General features: G+C 64.4%; 24 protein-coding genes. 17 read left to right on the top strand and 7 right to left on the bottom strand.

Annotated elements, in window-relative coordinates; all coding sequences use genetic code 11:
* Positions 1-74 precede the first annotated feature (74 nt).
* Positions 75-1577: a M48 family metalloprotease gene (locus tag H2O77_RS15225; RefSeq protein ID WP_215823470.1), complete on the bottom strand. Its 1503-nt coding sequence runs from the start codon at positions 1575-1577 to the stop codon at positions 75-77.
* Positions 1578-1832: 255 nt separating this feature from the next.
* Between H2O77_RS15225 and H2O77_RS15220 the strand changes: the two genes are divergently transcribed.
* Together H2O77_RS15220 and H2O77_RS15215 are read left to right on the top strand one after the other, a co-directional pair.
* Complete coding sequence (locus H2O77_RS15220) at positions 1833-2099, top strand: sulfurtransferase TusA family protein (RefSeq protein ID WP_043336423.1); 267 nt, start codon at positions 1833-1835, stop codon at positions 2097-2099.
* Positions 2096-3187, top strand: a complete 1092-nt coding sequence (locus tag H2O77_RS15215) for an AI-2E family transporter (RefSeq protein WP_215823469.1) — start codon at positions 2096-2098, stop codon at positions 3185-3187. The genes H2O77_RS15220 and H2O77_RS15215 overlap by 4 nt, the downstream gene beginning before the upstream one ends.
* Before the next feature lie 135 nt (positions 3188-3322).
* Here the strand turns inward: H2O77_RS15215 and H2O77_RS15210 are convergent, their stop codons facing one another.
* Positions 3323-3799 carry a peroxiredoxin gene (locus tag H2O77_RS15210; RefSeq protein ID WP_054556838.1) on the bottom strand — a complete coding sequence of 159 codons (477 nt, stop codon included), beginning with the start codon at positions 3797-3799 and terminating at the stop codon, positions 3323-3325.
* Positions 3800-4246: 447 nt separating this feature from the next.
* Between H2O77_RS15210 and dapA the strand changes: the two genes are divergently transcribed.
* The 4 genes from dapA (at position 4247) to purC (ending at position 7918) form a co-directional block, all read left to right on the top strand.
* Positions 4247-5131, top strand: coding sequence for a 4-hydroxy-tetrahydrodipicolinate synthase (gene dapA / locus H2O77_RS15205; RefSeq protein ID WP_043336386.1), 885 nt, complete (start codon positions 4247-4249; stop codon positions 5129-5131).
* Entirely contained in the window at positions 5131-6069 is a 939-nt protein-coding gene (locus tag H2O77_RS15200) for a hypothetical protein (protein ID WP_215823468.1), read from the top strand. The genes dapA and H2O77_RS15200 overlap by 1 nt, the downstream gene beginning before the upstream one ends.
* Positions 6070-6224: 155 nt before the next feature.
* Positions 6225-7007, top strand: a complete 783-nt coding sequence (locus H2O77_RS15195; RefSeq protein WP_213114027.1) for an MBL fold metallo-hydrolase — start codon at positions 6225-6227, stop codon at positions 7005-7007.
* Between the two features lie 194 nt (positions 7008-7201).
* Positions 7202-7918: a phosphoribosylaminoimidazolesuccinocarboxamide synthase gene (gene purC / locus H2O77_RS15190; RefSeq protein ID WP_043333774.1), complete on the top strand. Its 717-nt coding sequence runs from the start codon at positions 7202-7204 to the stop codon at positions 7916-7918.
* A 156-nt stretch (positions 7919-8074) separates the two neighbouring features.
* Here purC and H2O77_RS15185 read toward each other — a convergent pair whose 3' ends face one another.
* On the bottom strand, positions 8075-8653 hold the full coding sequence (locus H2O77_RS15185) for an NAD(P)H-dependent oxidoreductase (RefSeq protein WP_215823467.1): 579 nt from the start codon (positions 8651-8653) through the stop codon (positions 8075-8077).
* A gap of 187 nt (positions 8654-8840) precedes the next feature.
* Positions 8841-9581: a tRNA (N6-threonylcarbamoyladenosine(37)-N6)-methyltransferase TrmO gene (tsaA, locus tag H2O77_RS15180; RefSeq protein WP_215824636.1), complete on the bottom strand. Its 741-nt coding sequence runs from the start codon at positions 9579-9581 to the stop codon at positions 8841-8843.
* A gap of 359 nt (positions 9582-9940) precedes the next feature.
* Here tsaA and H2O77_RS15175 point away from each other — a divergent pair, with 359 nt between their 5' ends.
* The 4 genes from H2O77_RS15175 (at position 9941) to H2O77_RS15160 (ending at position 12491) form a co-directional block, all read left to right on the top strand.
* Positions 9941-10606, top strand: a complete 666-nt coding sequence (locus H2O77_RS15175; protein ID WP_215823466.1) for a methylthioribulose 1-phosphate dehydratase — start codon at positions 9941-9943, stop codon at positions 10604-10606.
* Complete coding sequence (locus H2O77_RS15170) at positions 10603-11199, top strand: cupin (RefSeq protein WP_215823465.1); 597 nt, start codon at positions 10603-10605, stop codon at positions 11197-11199. The genes H2O77_RS15175 and H2O77_RS15170 overlap by 4 nt, the downstream gene beginning before the upstream one ends.
* Positions 11196-11876, top strand: a complete 681-nt coding sequence (gene mtnC / locus H2O77_RS15165) for an acireductone synthase (RefSeq protein ID WP_215823464.1) — start codon at positions 11196-11198, stop codon at positions 11874-11876. The genes H2O77_RS15170 and mtnC overlap by 4 nt, the downstream gene beginning before the upstream one ends.
* A gap of 93 nt (positions 11877-11969) precedes the next feature.
* Positions 11970-12491 (top strand): GNAT family N-acetyltransferase, encoded by a 522-nt coding sequence (locus H2O77_RS15160; RefSeq protein ID WP_240548634.1) that lies wholly within the window; start codon positions 11970-11972, stop codon positions 12489-12491.
* A 122-nt stretch (positions 12492-12613) separates the two neighbouring features.
* Here H2O77_RS15160 and H2O77_RS15155 read toward each other — a convergent pair whose 3' ends face one another.
* The 3 genes from H2O77_RS15155 to nadC all read right to left on the bottom strand — a co-directional run bounded on the left by H2O77_RS15155 (position 12614) and on the right by nadC (position 15176).
* Entirely contained in the window at positions 12614-13408 is a 795-nt protein-coding gene (locus H2O77_RS15155; protein WP_215823463.1) for an SDR family oxidoreductase, read from the bottom strand.
* Between the two features lie 134 nt (positions 13409-13542).
* The gene (locus H2O77_RS15150) at positions 13543-14202 is read right to left on the bottom strand and encodes a class I SAM-dependent methyltransferase (protein ID WP_215823462.1); all 660 of its coding nucleotides are present in this window, start codon (positions 14200-14202) and stop codon (positions 13543-13545) included.
* A gap of 110 nt (positions 14203-14312) precedes the next feature.
* A complete protein-coding gene (nadC, locus tag H2O77_RS15145; RefSeq protein ID WP_054556845.1) occupies positions 14313-15176 on the bottom strand; it encodes a carboxylating nicotinate-nucleotide diphosphorylase in 864 nt (287 codons plus the stop codon).
* Positions 15177-15356: 180 nt separating this feature from the next.
* Here nadC and ampD point away from each other — a divergent pair, with 180 nt between their 5' ends.
* The 7 genes from ampD (at position 15357) to H2O77_RS15110 (ending at position 25474) form a co-directional block, all read left to right on the top strand.
* Positions 15357-15959, top strand: a complete 603-nt coding sequence (gene ampD, locus H2O77_RS15140) for a 1,6-anhydro-N-acetylmuramyl-L-alanine amidase AmpD (RefSeq protein ID WP_215824634.1) — start codon at positions 15357-15359, stop codon at positions 15957-15959.
* 448 nt (positions 15960-16407) lie between these two features.
* Positions 16408-19083, top strand: coding sequence for a pyruvate dehydrogenase (acetyl-transferring), homodimeric type (gene aceE, locus H2O77_RS15135; RefSeq protein WP_043333779.1), 2676 nt, complete (start codon positions 16408-16410; stop codon positions 19081-19083).
* 105 nt (positions 19084-19188) lie between these two features.
* On the top strand, positions 19189-21222 hold the full coding sequence (gene aceF, locus H2O77_RS15130) for a pyruvate dehydrogenase complex dihydrolipoyllysine-residue acetyltransferase (RefSeq protein WP_215823461.1): 2034 nt from the start codon (positions 19189-19191) through the stop codon (positions 21220-21222).
* Positions 21223-21492: 270 nt separating this feature from the next.
* Positions 21493-22254 (top strand): TerC family protein, encoded by a 762-nt coding sequence (locus tag H2O77_RS15125; protein ID WP_043333781.1) that lies wholly within the window; start codon positions 21493-21495, stop codon positions 22252-22254.
* Between the two features lie 553 nt (positions 22255-22807).
* Positions 22808-23464 (top strand): adenylate kinase, encoded by a 657-nt coding sequence (gene adk, locus H2O77_RS15120; protein ID WP_215823460.1) that lies wholly within the window; start codon positions 22808-22810, stop codon positions 23462-23464.
* A gap of 290 nt (positions 23465-23754) precedes the next feature.
* Positions 23755-24450 carry a tRNA (adenosine(37)-N6)-threonylcarbamoyltransferase complex dimerization subunit type 1 TsaB gene (gene tsaB, locus H2O77_RS15115; RefSeq protein ID WP_215823459.1) on the top strand — a complete coding sequence of 232 codons (696 nt, stop codon included), beginning with the start codon at positions 23755-23757 and terminating at the stop codon, positions 24448-24450.
* A 205-nt stretch (positions 24451-24655) separates the two neighbouring features.
* Complete coding sequence (locus H2O77_RS15110; protein ID WP_043333784.1) at positions 24656-25474, top strand: undecaprenyl-diphosphate phosphatase; 819 nt, start codon at positions 24656-24658, stop codon at positions 25472-25474.
* The last annotated feature ends 260 nt before the right edge of the window (positions 25475-25734 follow it).

The raw sequence follows: 25734 nt of genomic DNA, 5'->3' as shown, positions 1-25734 counted from the left end.
TGAACCAGAACCGCCGCTCCCGATTTCCCGGGGCGGCGGTTTTTGTTTGCCTGGTGAAGCGAGCGGGGGCTGCCTCAGAACTCCTCGATGGCGTTGCGGTAGCGCTTGAAGTCCTCCCGGCGTGAACTGATACGGTTGGCCATGCTGAAGTCGCCGTTCTTGCGCGCGGCCTCGTCGGCCAGCTTGAGCTGCGCGAAGGCCTTGTCCATGCGGCCCTCCAGCTGGTCGAATTCGGCGCGATACAGGAAGGCCTCGGCGGTGTGGCCGCTGCGCCCACTGGCTTCGGAGGCCAGACTCCAGACCTTGGGGTCATCGGGATGATCGCGGCGCATGTCCTCCAGCTGCTGGCGCGCGGCGGCGGGGTCCTGTTGCAGCGCGACTTCCGCCATGGCCAGCCGGGTCGGCAAGTAGTCGGGTTGCAGGCGCAGCAGGCGTCTGGCGCGGCGGGTCGCCTCGTCATAACGCCGGGCATCCCGCGCGACCTCGACCGCACTGGCGCTGATCAGGGTCAGGTCAGGGTGCCTGTCGTGCAGGCGATCCAGCGCGGCCAGTGCCTTGTCGACCTGGTTGTGCTCCGCCGCGGCCAGCGCCTGGTAGTAGGCAATCGCGTCGGGGTCGGGGTTGTCTTCGCGCAGTGTCGTCAGCCCCTGTTCGGGCTGGCGCAGGTTGAGCGCCAGCAGGGCGCGGGCACGGATCATCGCGTAGGCGAGCTGCGCGAGCGGGTCGGGAGTCACCTTCTGCATGGCGTCGGCACGCGCCTGGGTGTCGCCGATGCGCGCCTCGGTCACCGGGTGCGTGAGCAGAAATTCCGGTGCATTGCCGCCCTGCAGGCTGGCCATGCGTTGCATGGCGCGGAACATGCGCGGCATGGCCTCGGGGTCGAAGCCGGCGCGTGACAGCGCATCGATGCCGACGCGGTCGGCCTCCTGCTCGAAGCGGCGCGAATAGGCCAGCTGATCGGAAATGGCAGCGGCCTGGGTGCCGGCCATGGTCGCGATGCCCGCTGAACCGCCTCCTCCTGCCGCGATCACCATGCCGGCGAGGAAGCCGGCCAGTGTCGGCAGGCGTGTCTCGGCCTGGCGTTCCATGTTGCGCGCGAAGTGATGCTGGGAGAGGTGGCCCAGTTCGTGGGCGAGTACCGAGGCGAAGGCGTCGCGGTCCGGCGCGAAGGCGAACAGGCCCGTATTGACGCCGACCACGCCGCCGGGCACGGCGAAGGCATTCAGCTGGCTGCTGGCGACCAGCGTGATGATGAAATTGCGGTCATCCAGCTCGCTCCACGGCGCCAGTTGACGCACGATGCTACCGATCCAGTCCAGAGTGATGGGATCATCCCATTCACGCACATGGGCGCGGAACTGACGCAGCCAGGCGCGACCGATACGATATTCATCGTTGCTGGAGATGCCGCCACTCGCACTCCCCAGGTCAGGCAGTCCATAGTCGTTATGGGATGCGGCCGGCGCACTGGCGACCGGCGCGCCCATCAGCAACAGGCCGAGCAGGGCGCTCGACAGGGTGGCAAGCCCGCGGCGTCCGATGCGGACGCGTCCGCTCAAGGGGGGCAGCAACGACATGCAGGCAATCCTCTTCGATATGGCGCAAGGTGCGGTCGGCTCGCCGGATTGCCGGGCGCCGCACTGGCGTTGACGGCCCTGCGTGAGTCCGGGCAAGACGCAGCCGCGCAGGGCGGAAAGTTGCTTTGTCAGGCAAGGTGCCCTTAAATCGGGGCGTTTTCAAGCTGCACCCTCCATGGCGTGCGGCAGAACATCATAACGAGAACGGAAGGGCAGATGGCATTCGAACGACCTGGCGCTGAGACTGCGAATCCGATGGCTGACTCCACGGCCGATACCCACCTGCAGACGCTGGATGCGCGCGGCCTGCACTGTCCGTTGCCGCTGCTGCGCACCAAGCTCAAACTGGCTGGCATGAGTGCCGGCGAGCAACTCGAGGTCCTCGCCAGCGACGCCGGCGCCTGGGGCGACATCCCTGCCTATCTGGCGCTGAGCGATCACGCGCTGGTCTCGCGTGAAGAGACGCCAGAGGGCGATTATCGCTTCGTGATCAAGGCGCTGTGCGAGGAAGATCCGTCATGACCATGAAGACGTTGTTGCGTGGCTGGATCGAGCGCTATTTCTCCGACGAAGAAGCGGTGGTGCTGTTTCTGGTGCTGGTGCTGGTGTTCGCCGCCGTCATTCTGCTCGGCAGCATGCTGGCGCCATTCTTCACCGCCCTGATCGTCGCCTTCCTGCTGCAGAGTGGCGTGAGCTGGATGGAGCGCCGTGGCCTGCCGCGCCTGGCGGCGGTCAGCCTGATGACGCTGGTGTTCATGGGCATCATGCTGGCCAGTGCGCTGATCCTGCTGCCGCTGGTCTGGCATCAGCTGGCCAATCTGATCCAGGAGATTCCCGGCATGTTCGCCTCCGGGCAGCGCTGGCTGGGCGAGCTTCAGGAGCGCTTCCCCGGCCTGATCACCCCGGAGCAGGTCCAGCAGTGGGTCGGCGCCGCCGGGCGAGAGCTGACCCAGTTCGGGCAGCGCGCGGTATCGCTGTCGCTGGCGTCGCTGGGCAACCTGATGGGCGTGGTGATCTATCTGGTGCTGGTGCCGATCCTGGTGTTCTTCATGCTCAAGGACCGCGAGCGGCTGGTGGACTTCACGCTGGCGCTGCTGCCGCGCAAGCGTCTGCTGATGAGCCGGGTCTGGAACGAGATGGATGACCAGATCGCCAACTTCGTGCGCGGCAAGGTGATCGAGATTGTCATCGTCGGCGGCGTCAGCTACGTCACCTTCGTCGCCTTCGGGCTGCCGTATTCGGCGCTGCTGGCGATCGTGGTCGGCTTCTCGGTGCTGATTCCCTACATCGGCGCGGCAGGGGCGACCTTGCCGGTCGCCGCCGTCGCCGGTTTCCATTACGGGCTGGGCGATACCTTCATGTACGTGATGATCGCCTACGGCATCATCCAGGCGCTGGATGGCAACGTGCTGGTGCCGCTGCTGTTCTCGGAGGCGGTCAATCTGCATCCGGTGGCGATCATCCTCGCGGTGCTGTTCTTCGGCGGCATCTGGGGCTTCTGGGGGGTGTTCTTCGCCATCCCGCTGGCGACCCTGATGAAGTCGCTGCTCTACGCCTGGCCGCGCCGGGCGCGCGCCGAGGAGAATCGGGTCGTGGACAAGAGCGCCTGATCGAAAAAGCCCCGCCAATCGGCGGGGCTTTTTTCATGGCTGAGGCGGCTGGCGCACAGGCGCTCTCTGCTCAGCTGTTTCTCCACGAGCTGCTGTCACACGTGCTGCTGCCACTCGAGCCGCTGCCATTCGAGACTAGCGGTCAGCGTTGAGCTCGCGGGCGGCTTCCAGCACTTCCTCGACATGGCCCTTGACCTTCACGCCACGCCATTCGCGCGCCAGATTGCCGTCGGCGTCGATCAGGAAGGTGGAGCGCACCACGCCGAGACTTTCCTTGCCCATGAATTTCTTCATGTGAATGACGTCAAAGATCTTGCACAGGGTCTCGTCCGGATCGCTGATCAGCTCGAACGGATAGCCCTGTTTCGCGCGGAAGTTCTCGTGGGTGCGCAGGCTGTCGCGGGAAACGCCGAGAATCACGGTGTTGGCCGCTTCGAATTCCTCAAGGTTGTCGCGGAAGTCACCGCCTTCGGTGGTGCAGCCCGGCGTGTGGTCCTTCGGGTAGAAATAGATGACGGCTTGCTTGCCCTTGAGGCTGGCCGGAGTGACTTCGGTGTCACTGGTGGCCTGGGCGGTAAAGTCGGGAATTGGCTGACCGAGGCTGACGCTCATCGTGCTCTCCTGGCGATGACTGACGGCCATGTGGCGGCTGACAGTGCTGAATGATGAAAAAAACCGGCAGTGATGGGCATCGCGCTTGCCCGCTTCTGCGGTGTGTCCTGCATTACACGCAGGGCGTCCTGACTTGTCAAAGACAGGGCAGAACTCTTGTGTTTCACCGTCTTGGCGACCAACGCCATCGCGCCCATCCACCGTGCATCTGCCCCGTGGAAAGGCGAGGGAATCCACCGCTTTGCACAACCGGTGCAGATGGCGTCTGTACAGGCTTCGATGGTCTTTGTAACATCATCACCCTTGACGCGACTCGCGTGTCGGCGTGCCCACGCAATCAGAGTCCTGCGTCAACCAATTTATGTCAGATGTCTGTCCCCGAGCTCCGTTGTTTCAACAGCGCAGGGACACGCCTGGCGCATCAGGCACCAGAGGAGAATTCGAGGGATGATCACAGGTAGCATTGTCGCACTGGCGACCCCGATGAAGGCCACCGGCGAGATCGACTGGGACGCCCTGCGCCAGCTGGTCGCCTTCCACCTCGAAAATGGCACCGATGCCATCGTCGCCGCCGGCACCACCGGCGAGCCGACCACCATGTCCTTCGCGGAGCACTTCGATGTCATCCGCTGTGTGGTCGAGACGGTCGCCGGCAAGATTCCGGTCATCGCCGGCACGGGCGCCAACGCCACCTCCGAAGCGGTCGAGCTGGCTCGCTACGCCAAGGAAGTCGGTGCGGATTACTGCCTCTCCGTGGCGCCGTACTACAACAAGCCGACCCAGGAAGGGCTCTACCAGCACTTCAAGGCCGTCGCCGAGCAGGCCGGTATCCCGGTCATTCTCTACAACGTGCCGGGTCGTACCTGCTCCGATATCTACAACGAGACGGTCTTCCGTCTCGCCGAGCTCGACAACATCGTCGGCCTCAAGGATGCCACCGGCAACCTGGAGCGTGGTCAGGAACTGATCGACCGCCTCAAGGGCACTGACTTCGCGCTCTACTCCGGCGATGACCCCACGGCCTGTGACTTCATCCTGATGGGCGGCCACGGCGATATCTCCGTGACGGCCAACGTCGCGCCGCGCCTGATGCACGAGATGTGTGAAGCCGCCGTGGCCGGCGATGCCGAGCGCGCTCACCAGATCAACACGCGCCTGATGCCGCTGCACTCCGCGATGGGCGTCGAGTCCAACCCGATCCCGGTCAAGTTCGCCATGCATCGCATGGGCCTGTCGCCGGAATCCGGCGTGCGTCTGCCGCTGACCTGGCTGTCCGAGCAGTATCACTCCACGGTCGAGGAAGCACTGCAACTGGCCGAGGTGCTCAACTGATGAGTCAGCGTTTCGTGCCACTGGCCCTGCTGACGGCGCTCGCGGTCGCAGGTTGTTCCAGTGATGGCTACTACTACGATCGCGACAGCGAGTATGCCGATGCCAGCATCGCGCCGCCGCTGGAGCTGCCGGACACGATCAATCGTGGTGATTACCAGGATTCCATGCCGGTGCCGCAGGCCAGCAGTGACTTCCTGGCCAGCGACGACTTCGAGGCACCGCGTCCCCAGCCACTGGCGACCAGCGAGCAGGGCGGGCGTGAGTTCGTCGCCATGCGTCAGAGTGGCGATGCCCGCTGGCTGGCCGTGAACGCCGCGCCGGCGGCGGTATGGACACGTCTGCAGTCCTTCGTGCGCGACCAGGGCCTTGATGTGCAGAGCATCGATGCCGGCAAGGGCGAGATCACCACGGCCCAGGGCATCATCAGCGTCAGCCAGGGGCTGCGTGCCGATGCCTCCGAAGTGCGTTGTCAGCAGGGCGGCGATGTCGCCGGCAGCTGCCTGAACGCGCTGAGCGGCTATCTGGCCGCGTCTTCCGCCGATAGTGGTGTCTCGCTGGCGGCCCAGTCGCTCAGTCGTGATGACCGCGTGCGCCTGGAAGGCCGCGATGGCACCTGGCAGGTCGACCTGGCGCTGGACACCGAGCGCAGCTGGGCCGAGCTGCTCTATCAGCTGCAGAAGAACTTCAATACCGACTACCAGACGCTGACCGATCAGGACCGCTCGCGTGGCGAGTTCATGGTCGATTACATCCCGCGTGAAGAGCGTGATGGCGGCTGGTTGGGTATCGGTGGCGATGGTGATCCGGTACCGATGGTACTCAAGCTGCGCGCCGAGAATGACCACACCCTGGTCACGGCGACCCGTGCCGATGGTGAAGAGACCACGCCGGCACTGGCGCGTGAGCTGCTCGACGCCGTGGCGTCGACACTGCGCTGAGCATGTGGCTCGACACGCCTTGCGCCGCCTCATCTGACGACTCGTCGGGTGAGGCGGCTGCGTCGTTTCAGATCCCCCTCCCGGTGGCAGGCAGTGGGGCGCTGGCGGCTGGCCTGACGGCCGCCCGTGGGCCGGGTGACGACGCCCAGGGCGTGATGGCGATGGCTTCGCTGGGCAGCGGCAGCAAGGGCAACGGCACGCTGATCCGCACTCGCGAGGCACTGGTGCTGGTCGATTGCGGCTTCACCCTCAAGGAGACCGAGGCCCGCCTGGCGCGCCTCGGCGTGCACCCCTCGCAGCTGGACGCCGTGCTGGTCACGCATGAACATGGTGATCACCTGAGCGGCGTGGGGCCGCTGGCGCGTCGCCATGCTGTGCCGGTGCATCTGACCACCGGCACCTGGCTTGCCGGGCGTGCCAAGAAGCTCGGCGCGCTGCCGAGTCGCCATCTGATCACGCCGCAGCAGGAGTTCGCGATCAAGGATCTCGAGATTCTGCCGGTCACGGTGCCCCACGATGCGCGCGAGCCGGTGCAGTTCGTCTTCAACCGGCGCGGAGAGACGGCCACGCGTCGTCTCGGCGTGCTGACCGATCTCGGTCACGTCAGTGAGCATGTGCTGCAGTGCTTTGCCGATTGCGACGCACTGGTGATGGAGTTCAACCACGATCCGCAGATGCTGGCCAGCGGGCCGTATCCGCCAAGCCTCAAGCGGCGGGTCGGGGGGCGGCTCGGCCACCTGGCCAATGCCCAGGCGTGCGCCGCCTTGCCCTATCTGGGGCTGGCGCGCCTGCAGCGGCTGGTGGCCTCGCACCTGTCGGAGAGCAACAACCATCCGTCATTGGCCCGGGAGGCACTGGCCCCCTGGCTTGCGGATGACGATAGTCGCCTGATCATCGCCGCGCAGGACAGCGGCTTTGGCTGGCAGGCCATCGCCTGATATTCATGACGCCCGGTCGCTTCGCGATCGGGCGTTTGTGATTCTGGATGAGCTGACCAGATGGACAGCTCTCGAATCACGCCTTACACCAACGCCACAGTCCTTCTCGACTGGGCGTGACAGACTCAAGCGTGATCGATTCATCGTCGACCGCCTCAACACTCGACGCGTCTAGCGTCATCAGGGGGAATCTCATGGAAAAGCGTGAAGAGCTCTACGCTGGCAAGGCCAAATCCGTCTTCGTCACTGACGACCCGGATCTTCTGCTGCTGGAATTCCGCGACGATACCAGCGCCTTCGACGGCAAGCGTATCGAGCAGCTGGATCGCAAGGGCATGGTCAACAACAAGTTCAATGCCTTCATCATGGAGAAACTCAAGGCGGCCGGTATCCCGACCCACTTCGAGCGTCTGGTCAGCGACAACGAATGTCTGGTCAAGCGTCTCGACATGATGGCGGTGGAGTGCGTGGTGCGTAACATCTCCGCCGGTTCACTGGTGCGTCGTCTGGGTGTCGAGGAAGGCATCGAGCTCAATCCGCCGACCTTCGAGCTGTTCCTCAAGAACGACGAGAAGGGCGACCCGATGATCAACGAGTCACTGGTCGAGACCTTCGGCTGGGCAGAGCCCAAGCACCTGGCGCGCGCCAAGGAACTGACCTTCCAGGTCAACGACATCCTCAAGCAGCTGTTCCTCGACGGCGGCATCCTGCTGGTCGACTACAAGCTCGAGTTCGGCGTCTTCAAGGGCGAAGTCGTGCTGGGTGACGAATTCTCGCCGGATGGCTGCCGTCTGTGGGATGCCGAGACGCGCGAGAAGCTCGACAAGGACCGCTTCCGTCAGGGCCTGGGCGGCGTGATCGAAGCCTACGAGGAAGTCGGTCGCCGTATCGGTATCGATTTCTCGGCCTGAGCCTGAGCTTGGGTGACGCACTGGGGCCCTGAGGCTCTGACGTCACAGACAGCGCATCAAGGAACGGCCCCCTGCCAATGGCAGGGGGCCGTTCCTGTTTGGCAGGCGCCAAGTGTCTGGCCGGGAACGTAGCTGTGAGGAAAGAGGCGTGGCGCTTCAGGAGGCGCGCAGGCTGGCCAGGTCGATCACCTGGCGGGCGACAGCCGCGAGAGCGTGGTCCTGGCCTTCGTCATCCAGGCTGCCATCCTCGTGGAAGGCGCTGGCGGCACGCGAGACCGCGATCTGTTGGGGCGCGACCAACATGCCGAGGTTGTTCAGGTACAGGCGCACGAAGGGCAGCGCCCGCATGCCGCCCATGGCACCGGGTGAGGCCGAGACGATGCCGACCGGCATGCCGCGCAGGGCGTCCATGCCGCTCTGGCCATCCGCCGCCGGGCGTGACAGCCAGTCGAAGGTGTTCTTGAGCAGCGGACTGAAGAAGCCGTTGTATTCCGGTGTCGCCAGCAACAGCCCCTGATGGCTGGCCAGCATCTCCTGCAGGCGGTCGGCGCTGGCGGGACGGCCATTGGCCTCTTCGCTGTCGCCATCGTAGAGCGGCATCGGGAAGTCGTTGAGGTCGAGCAGACTGACCTCGGCACCTTCCTGCCGGGCGTGGTGCGACAGGCGCTCGATCAGGCGTCGATTGACGGAGGCCTTGCGGGTACTGGCGGCAAAGGCAAGCAGACGGATACTCATGCGGCGGACTCCCGGTGAAGCGAGTGGAGATGAAGGAACGCACGCCCAGTATGGTCAGGTCTCGTGACGGTTTGCCAATCCAATCTGGCATTGTCTTGATCTGGCGCGCGCAATCCTTCGATCCGCTTCATGCACGGCGTGGACCCCCACTGGGCAAGGCGTTGCTCTGGCTCGCGCAGGGGCTTGATCAGACGGCCACGATGGCCGCGACTTCCATCGTCAAGGAGCCATCGGGTTGCGTGCGGGCCGTGAAGCGCACATCCACGTCCACCAGCCGTACGCCATACTGGCGCTTGCCATCAGCGGACCTGGCGGCGTGATAGGCGGGGCGCGGGTCCTGGGCGAGCACTTCCTCGATCAGGGCGCGCAGCGTGGCGCTGTCGGCCCGGGTCGCCAGTGTCTGCTCGGCCTGTGCGCTGAAGTCGACGGCGTGACGCGGCGGTGGCGCAGGCGCATAGCCGGCACGCGCCTCGGGCACGGCATCGACCCACGGCAGATACGGCTTGATGTCCATCACTGGCGTGCCATCGAGCAGGTCATGGCTGCGCAGCAGCAGGCGCACGCCGTTGCGCTTGCCCGACTGCTTGCCATCCGGCGCGGTATTGGCCGCCGTCTCGACGCCTGCCAGTTCGACCACCGACTGCCCCAGTCGGTTGGGGCGGTGGGTGCTGCGTGAGGCGAAGACGCCGGTGCGCGCATTGCCCCCCAGGCGCGGCGGGCGGATCAAGGGCGTCCAGCGTGTGGGGCTGGCGTGGAACAGGAAGTGGATCCACAGATGGCTGAAGCCCTCAATGTCGCGCACGCAGTCCGGGTCATCGAAAGGTGGCAGCAGGTGCAGGATGGCGGTGGCGTGGCGCGCCAGCCCCGGCTGGCGGGGAATGCCGAACTTGTCCGGGTAGCAGCTTTCGATGATGCCCACCGGCTGCATGGCCTGTTGCCCCAGCGTCGCGGCCTGCTCACGCAGATGAGGGGGCAGCAGCGGCAGTCGCCTGGCCAGTGCGGCATCGTTCATCGGGCGCTCGGCCGTGTCGGCGGTCGGGTGGGGGCTGGCGGGCTGATCGGAAGAGGACATGGCAAGACCGTGGCAGAGGCTGAAGTGATGATGGGGCAGAATGTCGTGTGACATTCCAGGCCGCCATGATGCCATGCTCGTCGTCGCACGGCATGACTGGTCTCACTGGGTCGGCTTGTGTAGTCTGCCGCGAGAGCAGCGCCGCGTGGCGCTGAATCGTGATGCTGGCGACGGGGCGTGAATGCCCCGCGCGACTCTTGAGGGCAACTTTGATCATGTCAGACCCTATCGCCATTGCCGCTGCCGACGGCCTGCCGTCGACACTGGACCTCGACCGCCTTGCACTGGCGAGCCAACAGTTGATCGAGGCCGGTCAGGCGCTGGACGCTGCCGGGCAGGTACCGGCCACCGGTGGCAACTTCTCCTGTCGTCTCAGCGATCGCCTGATGGCGGTCACCGCCTCGGGTTGCCACAAGGGCCGCCTGACCAGTGGCGACATTCTGGTCAGCGATTTTGCCGTCAGGCTGCAGGGCACTTCCCGCAAGGCCTCTGACGAGGCGCGCCTGCATGGTCAGCTCTACGAAGACCTGCCCCACGCGCAGGCGATCCTGCATACCCACTCCAGGGCCGCCACCGTGCTGTCGCTGTGCCATGAGGGCGACACCCTGAGCCTGGAGGGTTTCGAGCTCAACAAGGCGCTGGAAGGCGTCAAGAGTCATGAGACGGCGGTACGTCTGGCCGTCTTCGACAATACTCAGGATATCGATGCGCTGGCGCTGGACGTGCGCGCCCGCCTGGCCGCCGATGCCGGTCTGCACGGCTACCTGATTCGCGGCCATGGCCTCTATACCTGGGCCAGCAGCATGACGGCCTGTCGCCGCCATGTCGAAGCGCTCGATTTCCTGATGGGTTGTGAACTGGAACTGAGGAGACAGCGATGAGCTTTCTGGCCATCTACGCCGAGCAGGACGCCTCGCGTCCGCAGTTGATCACCAATGATGGCGCGCAGATCGCCAGCGAACTCGAGGCCGAAGGCATTCGCTTCGAGCGCTGGACGGCGGGCTGCGAGATGAGTGATCCCACCGATCAGGCACAGGTGCTGGCGGCCTACGCCGACGATGTCGCGCGTCTCAAGTCCGAGAACGGCTTCGTCACTGCCGACGTGATCGGCCTGACGCCGGATCACCCTGACCGCGACGCCCTGCGCGGCAAGTTTCTCGATGAGCACCGCCACGCGGAGCATGAGGTGCGCTTCTTCGTGCGCGGCAGCGGCATCTTCTATCTGCACCTGGGCGAGCGCGTGCTGGCGGTCGGTTGCGAGAAGGATGACCTGATCGCCGTGCCGGCCGGCACGCCGCACTGGTTCGACATGGGGCCGACGCCGGACTTCACCGCCATCCGCCTGTTCACCAATCCGGAAGGCTGGATCGCCAACTTCACCGACAATGACATCGCCGCCCGCTTCCCGCGTCATGAAGCGCTGGCCGAGCACTTTACCCAGACCGCAGCCCCGCATTCCCAGGAGTCCGCATGATTCGCGCCATCGTCACCGACATCGAGGGCACGACCGGCTCGATTCGCTTCGTGCATCAGGTGCTGTTCCCCTATGCGCGCGCCAATCTGGGCGATTTCGTGCGCGCCAACGCCGAGCGTGAGGACGTCGCCGAGCAGCTGGCCGCCACCCGCGAGCTGGCCGAGGCGCCCGCGGCCGATCTCGAGGCCGTGATCGCCATTCTGGAAGGCTGGATCGATGCCGACCGCAAGGCCACGCCGCTCAAGGCGCTGCAGGGCATGGTCTGGGCACAGGGCTACGCGGACGGCGACTTCACCGGCCATGTCTATCCCGATGCCGTGAAGGGATTGCGTGACTGGAAGGAACGCGGACTGTCCTTGTATGTCTACTCTTCAGGCTCCATCCAGGCCCAGAAGCTGCTGTTCGGGCATTCCGATGTCGGCGATCTGACTCCGCTGTTTGCCGGCTACTTCGACACCACCACGGGCCCCAAGCAGGAAGCCGAGAGCTATCGCCGCATCGCCGGTCAGCTGGGCATTCCGGGCGCGGAGATCCTGTTCCTGTCGGATGTCGTCGCCGAGCTGGACGCCGCCGCTGCCGCCGGCTTCCATACCTGGCAGCTGGTGCGGGAGCCGGACATGGTCACGGGAGATCACCCCCGGGCCAGCCGCTTCGATGAGATTTCCTTCAGCGGCTGAACAGGGCGCTTCAGTGACAGGTGACAGCCGTGAGCCTGTCAGATTTTCCATGAATACATCGTCCTCGTTCGAGGACACAAGGAGGACGAACGATTGCACAGCCAGACCGATAGCCGTGAAGTGGCCAGGGATCGTGTTCATATCGTGGCGGCGCAGCCGCAGCATGCCGCGGATCAGGCCGAGGTGTTCTACCAGGCCGTCATGCAGGGCGCTGCCGGTCATTATGATCTGGCGCAGCGCCAGCAGTGGGCCGCCCGTGTCCCGCGCGACGCCGAACGCTGGGCCGCGCGTCAGCATCGCTTCGAGGTGCTGGTCGCGGAGCGTGATGGTCGCTGCATCGGCTTCTGCGAGTACGCCCCCGAATGGCCGCTGGCGCGTATCGAGATGCTTTACGTCTATCCGAGTCTGATGGGGCAGGGCATCGGCAGCCAGTTGCTGGCGGCGGCCGAGCGCGACCTGCGTGAGCGCAAGGTGCGCGTGATGAGCCTGGAAGCCAGCCTGACGCTGTCACCGGGCCTGGCCCGCCGTGGCTGGCACAGTCTGGGGCTTGAGCACGTCAAGCGCGATGGCGTCTGTCTCAAGCGCGAGCGCTTCGAGAAACGTCTCGACGAGTGAAGCGCCTGGACGAGTGAAGCGCACAGCACTGTGATGCTGAACATGAAGAAGCCCCCACCGGTCGCCCGGTGGGGGCTTCTTGTGTCTGGCATGGTGTCAGTCATGCCGCGTGATCAGATCGATCACGCCATGGTATCGACGATGCCGCCTTCCACGCGCAGTGCGGCGCCGGTGGTGGCGCTGGCCTGCTCGGAGGCAGCGTAGACGCTCATGTTGGCGACTTCCTCGGGGCTTGCCAGGCGCTGCAGAATGGAGGTCGGACGGGCCTGCTTGACGAAGTCGGCCTCGACCTCTTCCAGTGACCTGCCTTGCTCCTCGGCATTCTGCTTGAGCATCTCGAGCACGCCCTCGGAGCGGGTCGGCCCCGGCAGGATGGCGTTGACGGTCACCCGGGAGCCGGACAGCACCTTGGCGAGCCCGCGCGAGACGGACTGAACCGCCGACTTGGTCATGCCGTAGTGGACCATCTCGCTGGGGATGTTGAGCGCCGATTCGCTGGACAGGAACTGGATGCGGCCCCAGTCGCGCTCCTTCATGCCGCGCGCATAATGGCGGGACAGGCGTACCGCCGACATCACGTTGACCTGGAAGAACTGCTCCCAGGTGTCGTCGTCGGTGTCGAAGAAGTCCTGCGGGGCGAAGATGCCGACATTGTTGATCAGGATGTCAGTGTCCGGCACGGCGTGAATCAGCGTGTCGCAGCCTTCGCGTGTGCCCAGGTCCGCGGCCACGCCCTGTACCTCGCTGCCGGGCGCCTTGTCTCTGAGGCTGGTGACGGCCTCATCGACACGCGCCTGGGTGCGGCCGGTCAAGGTGACGCTGGCGCCTGCGCGGGCAAGCCCTGTGGCGATGGCGAAGCCGATACCGGCAGTGGAACCACTGATGATGGCGCTGCGGCCGCGTAGATCAATCTGCATGCAAACCTCCTTGCAGGGAGCGACGGCGACGAGAGCCCAGGCAGGTGCCTCGAGCCGTGTCGCTTTCGTCATCCGGGTGTGCTCATTGCGTGGCGATGCCGAACGCGCAATGCAAGGGGGAGCGGCAGTGCAGATCAGATCTTGCGCAGATGCATGTGGCGCAACGCCCCGCCGGGGCCGAGGTCGCGGTCCTCGAGTCGCTGCACCGCATGGCCCTCCAGCAGGTTGTCCAGCGGCACATTGAGGTTGGTCGCCACCAGCCGGGCCAGTGGATTGAGCAGACGACGCAGCCGTCCAGCCGGGCGATTGCCGCGCAGGCCCTTGTCGAGCAACGACAGCTCGCCATCGCTGGCCAGAACGCGCAGCGCTTCATCGAAGGCGCGCTGGGGCTCGGGCACCACGGCGATGATCAGGTGGGCGATGACGACATCGAAATAGCCATCGGGGAAGTCGAGCGCCATGGCGTCGCCCGGCTTGACGTTGGCATCGAAGCCCAGCGTCTCGGCGCGCTCGCGACAGCGGCGCAGCATGGCGGGGGAGGCGTCGATCACCTCGAGTTCGATGTCGCGGGGCAGGAAGGGCAGGTCGAGCCCGGTGCCACCGCCGAGCAGCAGCACGCGGGTGCCCGCCTGGATATCGAGGGTCGCGATGGCATCGCGCCGCGCGGAGCGCAGGATGCGAGCGGCCACACGGTCATAGATCGGCGCGTAGAGACTCCAGCGGCGCGTCTGCCAGCATCCGCCTGATGCCCTGGGGGCTTCAGGCGGATGCTGATGAGGAGATGGCGGGGACATGGGGCGCCTCCCTGGCGGCATGGCAATGTGTCGTGACAGATGGGCCGGCGTCAGCGGCGACCTCTGCAGGACAGGAGCTGGCCAGCAGGAAGGCATTCACCTGTCGTTGGCTAGCGGGTCTCGACAGTGTAGATGCGCATCGACAGGTCGATGGAGGTCACGTCCTTGGTCAGCGCGCCGATCGAGATGCAATCCACGCCGGTGGCGGCGATACCCGGCAGGGTCGCCTCGCTGACGTTGCCGGAGGCTTCCAGCACGGCCGGCTTGGCATGCGCCTTGTTGCGCGCCACGGCCTCGATGAGCTGATCGTTGTCGAAGTTGTCGAGCATGATGACGTCGGCACCGGCATCCAGCGCCTGGGCCAGCTCCTCGAAATTCTCGACTTCCACTTCGCAGGTGACGTCGGAGGCGATGTCGCGCGCCTCACGTACCGCCGCCGCGATGCTGCCACAGGCGGCGATATGGTTTTCCTTGATCAGGAAGGCGTCATAGAGGCCGATGCGATGATTGTGGCCACCGCCGCAGCTGACGGCGTACTTCTGGGCGACACGCATGCCCGGCAGGGTCTTGCGGGTATCGAGCAGGCGCACGCCACTGCCCTCGACCAGCGAGGCATAGTGGCTGGCGCGGGTCGCGGTGCCGGAGAGCGTCTGCAGCAGGTTGAGCGCCGCGCGCTCGCCGGTCAGCAGCGAGCGTGCCGGGCCTTCCAGCTCCAGGAAGGGCGCGTCGGCCTCGAGGCGATCACCGTCGCTGGCCAGCCACTTGAGGCTGACGCGCGGATCGAGGCGACGAAACAGCTCATCGACCCAGGGCACACCGCACAGGATGGCCGGTTCGCGGCTGATCACGCGCGCCTTGGCCCACTGGCGCTCCGGAATCAATTCGGCGGTGATATCGCCACCGCCGACATCCTCGGCGAGCAGGCGGGCGGCGCTGGTACGGATATCCTCGGCGAGGGCGTCGTGGAAGTTCATGCGCGTCTGATCCTTGTACGAAGAGTGCTGCCGGAGCCGGGGTCTGTGCGTGTGCCGGGGCAGTGGCACAGACCCGTGGCTGCCGAGCATGCCATAATGTGCGCCATTATAGGAAAAGCCACGCGAGCGGTCAGTCCCCGCGTGCGACGACCTTCCCGTCTGGAGTCTTCGATGCCCCCCATGTCCTCTTCCCCGCGGTCGGGCCACCTGACGCGTCTGGCGGTCACCCCTGAGCACTGGCTGGAGAGCGCCCGTCAGGTGCCGTCTCCCAATCATAATGCTCGTCCCGAGGGAGAAGTCTCGGCGCTGGTGCTGCATTCCATCAGCCTGCCGCCCGGACGCTTCGGCGGCCCGGCCATCGAGCAGCTGTTCACCAACCAGCTCGACCCCGGCGCCCATCCCTACTTTGCCGATATCCATCAGCTGCGCGTCTCGGCGCATGTGCTGATCCAGCGCGACGGTCGCCTGGTGCAGTTCGTACCCTTCGATCGTCGTGCCTGGCACGCCGGTCGCTCGCGCTGGCATGACGGTCAGCGTGAACGTGTCGAGCTCAATGACTTCACCATCGGCATCGAACTCGAGGGCGATGAGGTGCATCCCTATCGCGATGTCCAATATCGCACCCTGGCACGCACCGTGGCCGGCCTGATGGCGAGCTATCCCGCGCTGACGCGCGAGCGCATCACCTCGCATGCGCGGATTGCGCCGTTGCGCAAGACGGATCCTGGCCCGGCCTTCGATTGGGCTTACTTCGATCGCCTGCTGGACGACATTCAGGACTAAGGTCGCAGGCGCCTCGCGATGGTGCATTGCAGCATTGTGTGGCGTCTCCAGGCAGGAAACGCCCAGTGGCGGGGCGCGTTGGTAGTTTTACTACATCACGGCTATCGAGGGCGGCTCAGTCTGGCGTATGAGTCCCGACCGCAAGGCGCATGAGGCCAGTGCTGCCGCGGGGCAGCCAAGCATTGCACCAGCCCGGTGAGTCTTGCCGCCCTGAATTGGCACGCGGGGGTGTTTGCGGTATCTTTCACGCCAAATGACTGCATCTTGTGCCCTGCTTTGGCGCAGGATGCGCGTCGAGATTGACGGCCGGCAAGACCCGGTCACGACAGGTCTATCGGAGATGCGACCCACTCAGAAGGTCGTGCCCACACTGAAGAGCGCCACTGGTTTCGATATCGCTGTTCGTCGAAACGTTTGACAAAAAATTTCTTCACTCGGAGAGACGTCTATGAGTCTGGAGGCAAGAGAAGATCTCGATCCGATCGAAACCACGGAATGGTTGGACTCCCTGGAATCGGTTCTGGATCGTGAGGGTGAGGATCGTGCCCAGTACCTGATGTCACGCCTGGCCGACCGCCTGCGTCGTGATGGCCATCAGGTGCCCTTCTCGGTGACCACGCCCCATCGCAACAGTATCCCCGTGCACCGCGAAGCGCGCATGCCGGGCGACCTGTTCATGGAGCGTCGTATCCGTTCGCTTATCCGTTACAACGCCATCGCTCAGGTGATCCGCAACAACCGTGCCCACAAGGGCCTGGGCGGTCACATCTCGAGCTTCATGTCCAGTGCGACGCTTTACGACGTAGGCTTCAACCACTTCTTCCGTGCACCGGAAGGAGATTTCGAAGGCGATCTGCTTTACATCCAGGGTCACGTGGCGCCGGGCATCTACGCCCGTTCCTTCCTGGAAGGTCGTCTCAGCCAGGAGCAGATGGACAGCTTCCGTCAGGAAGTCGACGGCAACGGCCTGTCTTCCTATCCGCACCCGTGGCTGATGCCGGATTACTGGCAGTTCCCGACTGTCTCCATGGGTCTGGGCCCGATCCAGGCGATCTACCAGGCGCACGTCATGAAGTACCTCAACTCGCGTGAGTTGAAGTCCATGTACGACCGCAAGGTGTGGTGCTTCATGGGTGACGGCGAGTGTGACGAGCCGGAATCCCTGGGTGCCATCTCGCTGGCGGGTCGCGAGAATCTCGACAACCTGATCTTCGTCATCAACTGCAACCTGCAGCGTCTTGACGGTCCGGTGCGCGGCAACGGCCGCATCATGGACGAGCTGGAAGGCGTCTTCCGTGGTGCCGACTGGAACGTGCTCAAGGTCACCTGGGGTCGCTTCTGGGATCCGCTCTTCGAACAGGACAAGAAAGGCATCCTGCAGAAGCGCATGGACGAAGCGGTCGACGGCGACTACCAGAACTACAAGGCCAATGGCGGCGCGTACACGCGTGAGCACTTCTTCGGCAAGTACCCGGAGACGGCCGATCTGGTCAAGGACATGTCAGACGACGATATCTGGCGTCTGAACCGTGGTGGCCACGACCCGTACAAGGTCTACGCGGCGTATCACGAGGCGGTCAACAACGCCAACGGTCGTCCGACCGTCATCCTGGCGCACACCGTCAAGGGTTACGGCATGGGCATGGGCGATGGCGAAGCGGCCAACGAAGCCCACCAGGTCAAGACCATGGAACACGAAGCGCTGAAGACATTCCGCGATCGCTTCGGTATTCCGCTGACCGACGAGCAGCTCGAGGAAGTGCCGTACTACAAGCCGGCGGACGACAGCCCGGAAATGAAGTACATGCACCTCATGCGCGAACGTCTGAACGGCTACCTGCCGCAGCGTCGCACCGAGTACGAAACGCTGGAAATCCCGCCGCTGGACGACAAGATCTTCGCGTCCCAGCTCAAGGGCTCCAACGGCCGCGAAGTGTCCACCACCATGGCCTTCGTGCGCGTGCTCAACGGTCTGGTCAAGCACAAGACCCTCGGCGAGCGTGTCGTGCCGATCATTCCTGACGAAGCGCGTACCTTCGGCATGGAAGGCATGTTCCGTCAGCTGGGTATCTACACCGCGGCAGGCCAGAAGTACGAGCCGGTCGACAAGGGTCAGATCATGTATTACCGCGAGGACCAGAAAGGTCAGGTCCTCGAGGAAGGTATCTCCGAAGCAGGCGCCATGTCTGCGTGGGTGGCGGCGGCAACGTCCTACGCCAACCACAACCTGCCGCTGATGCCGTTCTACGTCTACTACTCGATGTTCGGCTTCCAGCGCATCGGTGACCTGGCGTGGGCCGCAGGCGACCTCCAGGCACGTGGCTTCCTGGTCGGCGGCACTGCCGGTCGTACCACCCTGAACGGTGAAGGTCTGCAGCACCAGGATGGCCACAGCCATATCCTGGCCTCGACCATCCCGAACTGCCGCACCTACGACCCGACCTACGCTCACGAAGTGGCGGTCATCGTGCAGGACGGCATGAAGCGCATGTTCGAGCAGCACGAGCCGGTCTTCTACTACCTGGCGGTGATGAACGAGAACTACGAGCAGCCAGCACTCGAGACGGTGCCCGCAGAGGACATCATCAAGGGGATGTACCTGCTCAAGGAAGGCGGCAAGGACGGCAAGGCACGCGTTCAGCTGCTGGGTTCCGGCACCATCCTGCGTGAAGTCGAGGCAGCCGCCGAGATGCTCAAGCAGGACTACGGTGTCGACGCCGACATCTGGAGCGTCACCAGCTTCAACGAGCTGCGTCGCGAAGCGCTGGAACTGGATCGTCAGGCCTTCCTCAAGCCGGAAGAGACCCCGGCCAAGCCGCACATTACTCAGTGTCTGGAAGGACGTGACGGCCCGGTCGTGGCTGCCACTGACTACATGAAGCTGTTTGCTGACCAGGTTCGTGCCTGGGTGCCGGCTGACTATCACGTGCTCGGTACCGACGGTTTCGGTCGTTCCGATACCCGCGAGAAGCTGCGTCACTTCTTCGAAGTCGACCGCAACTTCGTCACCGTCCAGGCCCTGAAGGCGCTGGCGGATCGTGGTGAGATCGACCGCAAGGTGGTCGCGGAAGCGATCAAGACCTACGGCATCGACCCCAACAAGCCGAATCCGCTGAACGTCTGAGCGGAGATCGCGGAACAGGCGAGCGGCACTCCCTCCTCGACATCATGATGATGCGCAGGTGATTCGGGTGTCGCTCCCCGTGCACGTTTTGGAAGGAGCACGATCTTGAGCAGCGAAATCATCAAGGTTCCCGACATTGGCGGTAGTTCCGATGTCGAGATCATCGAGATAGCGGTGGCGGTGGGAGATGTCATCTCCGCCGAAGACACCATGATCACTCTTGAGTCCGACAAGGCCAGCATGGATGTGCCGGCACCGAAGGGCGGCAAGGTGGTGAAGATTCTCGTCAAGGAAGGCGACACAGTCTCCGAAGGCGACGATATCCTGGAGCTGGAAGCCGAAGGCGGTGGTGACACCTCCTCTGACGCTTCTGACGAGCAGGAAGCGCCGAAGGAAGAGGCTCCCAAGCAGGAAGCCTCTGAGCAGCAAGCGCCGAAAGAGTCCGCTTCTGCACCGAAGGCCGCTTCCGGTGGCACCCAGACCGTCGACATCGTCGTGCCGGACCTGGGCGACTCCGAAGCCGTGCCGATCATCGAGATGGCCGTCTCCGAAGGCGATGAAGTCGACGCCGAAGATGCGCTGATCACGCTGGAATCCGACAAGGCCAGCATGGACGTCCCGAGCCCGCACAAGGGCAAGATCGTCAAGCTGACCGTCAAGGAAGGCGACAGCGTCTCTTCCGGTGATGTCATCGGTCAGATGGAAATCGCCGGTGAAGGCGGTGACAGCGCGTCTGATTCCGCGCCGGCCGAGCAGGCTTCTTCCTCCGAGTCCACCTCTGAAGACACGTCTTCCGAGGCACCGGCTGCTGAAGAAGCGCCGGCCTCCGGTGAGCCGGAGCGCAAGGAATTGCGTGTCCCGGATCTCTCCGGCAGCGACAGCGTACCGATCATCGAGATGGCCGTGGCCGTCGGTGACGAGGTCAACGAGGAAGACGCGCTGATCACGCTCGAGTCCGACAAGGCGACCATGGACATCCCGAGCCCCTACAAGGGCAAGGTGGTGGAGCTTTCCGTCAAGGAAGGTGACACCGTCTCCGAGGATGACCTGATCGGTTACATCGAGGTCGCGGGTGCCGCGCCTGCGCCGAAGGCTGCCAAGTCCGAAGCGCCGGCTGCTCCCAAGGCGGAGAAGAGCGAGCAGAAGCCGTCTCCGACACCGGCCGGTGCGCCGAGTCCGGAAGCCCAGATGGCCGCTCACAAGCCGAGCAAGGGTGCCAAGGTCCACGCAGGGCCTGCGGTTCGCCTGCTGGCACGTGAGTTCGGTGTCGACCTGGCGGACGTCTCCGGCAGCGGTCCGAAGGGCCGTGTGGTGAAGGAAGATGTCCAGGCCTACGTCAAGCAGATGATGCAGAAGGCCAAGTCCGCACCGGCAGCCCCTGCCGCGCAGGCCACCGGCGGTGCCGGTATCCCGCAGGTGCCGGATCAGGACTTCAGCCAGTTCGGTGAGATCGAAGAGAAGAAGATGGGCCGCCTGATGAAGGCCGGTGCCACCAACCTGCATCGCAGCTGGCTCAACGTCCCGCACGTGACCCAGTTCGATGAAGCCGATATCACCGAGCTCGAGGCCTTCCGCAAGTCCATGAAGGCCGAGGCGGAAGCGGCAGGTGCCAAGCTCACGCCGCTGCCGTTCATGATCAAGGCGGCGGCTCACGCGCTGGCCAAGTATCCGCAGTTCAACGTCAGCCTCAAGGCCGACGGCGAGACCCTGGTGCACAAGAAGTACGTGCACATCGGTATCGCGGTGGATACGCCGGACGGCCTGATGGTGCCGGTGATCCGCAATGCGGATCAGAAGAGCCTGCTGGACCTGGCCAAGGAGTCCGTGGAACTGGCCAAGAAGGCGCAGACCAAGAAGCTCAAGCGCGAAGAGATGACCGGTGGTTGCTTCACCATCTCGAGCCTTGGCTCCATTGGCGGTACTGCCTTCACACCGATCGTCAACACGCCGGAAGTCGCCATCCTGGGCGTCTCCAAGGCGCAGATGAAGCCGGTGTGGGACGGCGCTGCCTTCCAGCCGCGTCTGATGATGCCGCTGTCACTGTCCTACGATCACCGTGCGGTGAACGGGGCGGATGCAGCACGCTTCACGGCGTATCTGGCTCAGGTGCTGACCGACGTGCGTCGCATGCTGCTCTGATGATGCCTGTGGCATGAAGCGCGGGTGCCGTGACCTTCCTGGAAGGTTTCGGCATCCGTCGCTGACAGGTCTGGCTGACAGGCCTGGCTGACAGAACGGCCTCCTTCGGGAGGCCGTTTTTTTGTGCATGTCCGTTGGCGTGGCAGGGCGGCGACCGCTGTTGCTGCCCTGCACAACATGCGATGCTTCACGCCAACCTGCCGCGATCTGTCGCATCGTGCTGGCACGACCCGGGAAGGCCGGTTCTCGCAACACACAAGGAGCAAGACAATGGAATGGTTGATGGACCCTTCGGCATGGGTGGCCCTGGCGACCCTGACCGCGCTTGAGATCGTGCTGGGCATCGACAACATCATCTTCCTGTCGATTCTGGTCGCGCGGCTACCCGAGTCCCAGCGTCAGCGCGGGCGCATGATCGGCCTGGGCCTGGCGATGGGCATGCGCATCGTGCTGCTGATGTCGCTGTCGTGGCTGATGTCGCTGACCGCGCCCCTGTTCAGCGTGGCCGACTTCAGCTTCTCGGGACGTGATCTGATTCTGGTCTTCGGGGGCCTGTTCCTGCTCGGCAAGAGCACCCACGAGATCCACGCCAACCTGGAAGGCGAAGACCCCGCCGAAGAGGGCGCGAAGAAAGGCAGCGCCAGCTTCATGGCAATCATGGTCCAGATCGCCTTGATCGATATCGTCTTCTCGCTGGATTCGGTGATCACGGCGGTGGGCATGGTCGATCACCTGATGGTGATGGTCATCGCCATTGTCATCTCGGTGGGCATCATGATGGTGGCCGCCAAGCCCATCGGCGATTTCGTCGATCGTCACCCGACCATCAAGATGCTGGCGCTGTCCTTCCTGATCATGGTCGGCATGATGCTGATGGTCGAAGGCTTCGGTGTCCACGTGCCCAAGGGCTACATCTACGTGGCGATGGCCTTCTCGCTGGCGGTGGAAATGCTCAACATCCGTCTGCGCAGCAAGCGCGCCAAGGCAGTGCGTCTGCGTCGCAGTAGCCAGGCGGAAGACGTCACCGAGTGAGACATTGGCACAGCAACGGCTGACATGACTCAGCCTGATCACGCCACGGCGACTGAGCAAGGTGGCCCGGCGTGAGTGGAAAGACGCCCTCTGCGACCGCGTGCCGCAGGGGGCGTTTCGTATCATGACAGCCGTGTATGGCAGGTCGGCAACCGGCGAGGAGGGCGACAGGCCCTCCTGCGCGCCAAAACAGTGCCAAAGGGCGGCATACGCGCCTTTGGTGTGCTTGTGCCGGCGTCGTGTGAACGGTATCGTCAGCTCTACATTGCATGGCGATGACATAATGAGATCATCCGTGCGCGCCGTCGTTTTGCGCAGCACATATTGGTCCGCTGCCCATATTCATCCTGGTCATCGATACGCTCGCTGCGTTCGGCCCTCATGAGGTAGTCGAGCGTCTCGACGCCGCGAGTTTCGCCGCTTCACCTCGATCGTGTCGACGACCAGAGCGCCTTGGATGGCTATCTGCCGCCGAGGGCAAGGTGCACCAGCGCCAGATGACCCTTTACACCCGTTTGATGCTTTTCATTTGCACACTCAAGGAGCAGTACCGATGCGTTTGATCCTGTTGGGCGCCCCCGGCGCCGGCAAGGGCACCCAGGCCCAGTTCATCTGCGAGCGTTTCAACATCCCGCAGATCTCTACCGGAGATATGCTGCGCGCCGCGGTCAAGGCCGGCAGCGAGCTGGGACTCAAGGTCAAGGAGATCATGAATACCGGCGGACTGGTGTCCGACGAGATCATCATCGCCCTGGTCAAGGAGCGCATCAGCCAGGCCGATTGCGAGAACGGCTTCCTGTTCGACGGCTTCCCGCGCACCATTCCGCAGGCTGACGCCATGAAGGAAGCCGGCGTGAAGCTGGACCACGTGGTCGAGATCGCCGTCGCTGACGAAGAGATCGTCAAGCGTCTGTCCGGTCGTCGTGTGCACCCGGATTCCGGTCGTGTCTACCACATCGAGTACAACCCGCCGCGCGAAGAAGGCAAGGACGACGTCACTGGCGAAGCCCTGATCCAGCGTGAAGACGACCGCGAAGCCACCGTGCGCAACCGCCTGTCCGTCTATCACGAGCAGACGGAACCGTTGGTCGAGTACTACTCCAGCTGGTCTGCCACTGGCGATGCCCAGGCACCGGCCTACCACCGCATCGAAGGCGTCGGCTCCGTCGACGACATTCGTGCTCAGCTGGTCAGCGCGCTGGAGCACTGATTGCCTGGCACGCCTCAGGTGGCTCAGCTGGAACAGATCTGATCGCGCTGGTGAAGCCGGTCGCCTGACGAAGAACGCCCGTAGACATTGTCTGCGGGCGTTTTTTTGTTCTTCGCATACTGGCGCGAATCAGGAATCAGGCGTTGCGGCAGGCCGCTTGCCGGCGTGGGCTCGGGGGTTGCAGCAGGAGTGACGCCCGCGGCCGACACCAGCCGTGGACAGCCTGCGTCTTTTGCTGCCCGCGGGGGACGGGTAGAATCGCGTCACATTTTTCTGACGACGAACCGCCCATGACCACGCTTCTGGCCATCGATGCATCCTCTTCCGCCTGTTCCGTTGCCCTGTGGCAAGACGGCGTTGTTACTGCCGAGCGCTGTGAGGCTCCCCGTCAGCACACCCAGCGCATGATGCCGATGATCGAGGCGCTGCTGGCCGCTGCCGATCTGACCCTCAACGACCTCGACGCCCTGGCCTACGGCCACGGACCGGGCTCGTTCACCGGGTTGCGCATCGCCGCTGGCACCATCCAGGGCCTCGCCTTCGGTCTCGATGTGCCGGTGATCGGCGTCTCGACGCTGGCGGCCCTGTCACTGCAGGCCCACCGCCTGCATCACGCGCGTTTCGTGCTGCCGATGCTGGATGCACGCATGGGCGAGCTCTACACCGGCGCCTATCGCGTCGTGACGCGCGCTGACGGCGAGATCGAGGTCGAGCAGGTGCTACCCGAGCAGGTCTGCGCTCCGGGCCTGCTGGAGTTGCCTGCGGCGCTGCGTGAGCATGACTGGCTGGCGGTCGGCTCGGGACTGGTGATGCACGACGAGCTGCCCCAGAGCGTGCGTGCCAGCCTGGCACTGCAACTTCCCGAGCCGCAACCGGATGCCGAGGCCATGGTGATGCTGGCCGCCCAGGCGTATGCCCGCGGTGAAGCCGTGTCGGCGGTCGAGGCCCAGCCGGTCTATCTGCGCAATGAGGTGGCATGGCGCTGATGGCACCAGGGATTGCCATCTCGTTGCGTCATCGTGGGTTCAGCCAAGGCTGACATAAGGTTCGCGCATCATCATGTCTCGCCCGACACTCGCGGCGCGGCTTGACGCAAAGCGTTGTTCTGTCACTACGGCACGTGCAGTGCCACAGACGATGTCTGTCGTCCGTGTGGGCCACTGAGGCCCGTCTCTCTTAAAAGGATGTTTCATGGAACTCATGCATGTGGTGGCGTTGGCCGTCATTCAAGGTCTGACGGAATTTCTGCCGATTTCCTCCTCCGCCCACCTGATTCTGCCCTCCCAGGTGTTCGGCTGGCCGGACCAGGGGCTGGCGTTTGATGTCGCGGTACACGTCGGTACCTTGCTGGCCGTGGTGATGGCCTTCCGCAAGGATGTCGCCAATATTCTCGCTGGCTGGTTTGGTCAGTTCAGCGGCAGCGGCACGCTGGCGGCGCGCCAGACCGAAGACAGCCGTCTGGGCTGGGCGGTGTTGCTGGCGACGCTGCCGGCCGTGATCTTCGGCGGCCTGCTGGGCGATGTGGTGGAAACGGCCGGGCGCTCGATCGCGGTGATCGGTACCACCACCATCGTCTTCGGTCTGCTGCTGTGGTGGGCGGACGTCAAGGGCGCACGCACGCGTGACCTGGCGACGCTGACGCTCAAGGGTGCGCTGATCATCGGCCTGTTCCAGGCGCTGGCCCTGATTCCCGGCACCTCGCGTTCGGGCATCACCATCACCGCCGCGCTGCTGCTGGGCTTCGAGCGTCAGAGCGCCGCACGTTTCTCCTTCCTGCTGTCGATTCCGCTGATCGTCGCGGCCGGCCTGCTCAAGGGCCTGGAGCTGATCGAGACCGGCAGTGAGGCGCAGCTGTTCGATGTCGCCCTCGGCGTGGTGCTGTCCTTCGTCTCCGCGCTGGTGTGCATCAAGCTGTTCCTCAAGGCCATCGACAGCATCGGCATGCTGCCCTTCGTCATCTACCGCCTGCTGCTGGGCATGATGCTGTTCGGCATGCTGTTGCTGCTGTAAGCCATGCGCGCGATGACGTAAGCTTGTCTCCTGACGGCGTCGCTCTTGCGGCGCCGTCAGCGTTTGTCAGCCTGATCGCATGCCATGCGAGTTTCCCTTTTCCTGCGTTCACCGTTTCTCTTCACCGTTTCTCATAGAGCCCATCCATGCTGCCACCCGAAGACTCCCTTGCTGCCCATGATGCAGCGGCCGATGCCGCTCCCGTGATCGCCATTGCCCGTTCACGGCTGCAGGCGCGCCCGGAACTCGCCATGCTGGCG

This window comes from Cobetia sp. 4B (genome assembly GCF_018831605.1).
Classification (GTDB): domain Bacteria; phylum Pseudomonadota; class Gammaproteobacteria; order Pseudomonadales; family Halomonadaceae; genus Cobetia; species Cobetia amphilecti.
The sequence above is the reverse complement of the archived record's forward strand: the minus strand, read 5'-3'. Positions and strand labels throughout refer to the sequence as shown.